This is a genomic window from Mucilaginibacter sp. P4_G9 (genome assembly GCF_056400985.1).
In genome coordinates this window covers 1-1,947 of the sequence record NZ_JBFUKF010000641.1, presented here as the reverse complement: position 1 = coordinate 1,947, position 1,947 = coordinate 1, and the positions used below count along the sequence as shown (strand labels likewise).

General features: G+C 37.4%; 2 protein-coding genes. Both read right to left on the bottom strand.

Annotated elements, in window-relative coordinates:
- Window positions 1-195 precede the first annotated feature (195 nt).
- Complete coding sequence (locus AC1DPZ_RS26260; protein WP_477409059.1) at window positions 196-1,446, bottom strand: MFS transporter; 1,251 nt, start codon at window positions 1,444-1,446, stop codon at window positions 196-198.
- Window positions 1,447-1,553: 107 nt separating this feature from the next.
- Window positions 1,554-1,751, bottom strand: coding sequence for a cold-shock protein (locus AC1DPZ_RS26255; protein ID WP_091142652.1), 198 nt, complete (start codon window positions 1,749-1,751; stop codon window positions 1,554-1,556).
- Between the last annotated feature and the right edge of the window lie 196 nt (window positions 1,752-1,947).

Sequence of the window (1,947 nt, the reverse complement as noted above, 5' to 3'; positions counted from 1 at the left end):
TCCCAGTTCTCTTCTTCAAACTTGGCCTGTCCGTCGGTTAGTTCAAGCGCCGCACATATCTCATCCTGTATCTGTTTGTAATCAGCGGCTATTTGTTCTTTGCTTATCATTAATGCAAATGTAATTTAATTTGAGAATTTGAAGATTTGGCAATTTGAAAATGTAAATAGCGTCAATAATTACCAAATCTTCAAATTAACTTATCTCCACATAATCCAGGTCTTTACCAAAGGTTTCCTTTAGCTGGCTTAACGAAAATAATGCAATGAGTGTAAGTATGCCCATCATGATATAACCGCTTGTTACCATACCATAGCTTTTTACAAAAGCTGCAAAAGCCATATTAATTGGAATTAAAGATCCCCTTACAAAGTTTGGAACTGTAGTGGTAACTGTTGAACGAATGTTGGTGCCAAATTGCTCGGCTGCAATGGTAACAAATGTTGCCCAGTAGCCAACAGAACAGCCCATGAAAAAGCAGAGCCACACAAATCGGGCATTGGTTAAATCTTTTGAGCTTAAATAAAATATAACGCTTACCACCGATAACAATAAAAATACCGCCATGGTAAGTTTTCTTGATTTGGTAATCTGGGCAAGCAGCCCGGCAAAAATATCACCAATAGCTATGCCAATGTATGTGTATAAAACCCCATCGGCAGCGCTTAAGGCTTCTTTTGCTCCCAGGGCTTTGCCAAACTCAGGCGATAAGGTAACCAATACGCCTACCACATACCATAATGGCGCCCCGATAAGGATACAATAAATGTATTTTTTAAACTTATCCCAACTGCTAAATAACATAAAGAAGTTTCCTTTTGAAACCTCGCTTTGCTCAATGTTTTTAAACATACCCGATTCAAAAGTTCCTATCCTTAACAGTAACAAAAGTATGCCAAGCCCCCCACCTACTTTATAGGCATTTTGCCAGCCATGTTTAGCAACCATTACAGCTGCAGCCGCGCCAAATAAACCAATTACCGCAACAATCATTGTTCCGTATCCGCGTTTTTCTTTACTCAATGTTTCGCTTACCAGGGTAATGCCCGCGCCAAGTTCGCCGGCAAGGCCAATACCTGCAATAAACCTAACCAATGCATAGGTATTTACATCGTGCACGTAAGCATTGGCAAAATTGGCTACCGAATATAACAGAATGGAACCAAACAGCACTTTAATACGGCCCAGCTTATCGCCAATTACACCCCACAAAATGCCCCCCAATAAAAGGCCAAACATCTGTACGTTAATGATAAACACGCCCTTAGGTAATACATCTGCCGCAGAAACGCCAATATCCAGCAAGCTGGCTTTACGTACTATCGAAAAAACTAAAAGATCATAGATGTCAACAAAATAGCCAAGGGAAGCCACAAGAACCAGGAATATCATATTCCTTGTAGCTTTGGAAGCCGTAATATTAGTAGAAGCGGTAACATTAGTCATAGTTATATAGTTGATTGGCTAAAGTAGCAGAATTATATATAATCAAAAAAAATAGCACAAAAAAAACCTCTGTGGTTGCAGAGGTCTGTTGTGAAGACTTTGGTTAATTATGCTTTTTTAACATTTACTGCCTGTAATCCTTTTCGGCCTTCTTCCACTTCGTAAGTAACGCTATCATTATCTTTAATGGCATTTACGCCGCCCTGTACATCCTTAAAGTGTACAAAAAGATCTTTACCATCATCGGTAACAATAAAGCCATAACCTTTTTGTGTGTTAAACCATTTTACTTTTCCAGTTTTCATAATTATAATTAGTATTAAAAATTTTTGTTATATAGATTAAAAACTAAAGCCAAACTGAAAATAAAATGGTTTTAATGTTCAGACGGAATAGATAACCCTATCTTTTTCAAATATATAAAATAATTAATAAACCAAATAAAATTATTTATTTGGTTGCGGAGTAATCCTTAAATAGGGTTTTATGGCAGTATAACCC

Bases quoted from the DNA above. Each gene is read 5' to 3' on its own strand.
- AC1DPZ_RS26255 (WP_091142652.1), bottom strand. From the start codon at position 1,751: ATGAAAACTGGAAAAGTAAAATGGTTTAACACACAAAAAGGTTATGGC.
- AC1DPZ_RS26260 (WP_477409059.1), bottom strand. From the start codon at position 1,446: ATGACTAATGTTACCGCTTCTACTAATATTACGGCTTCCAAAGCTACA.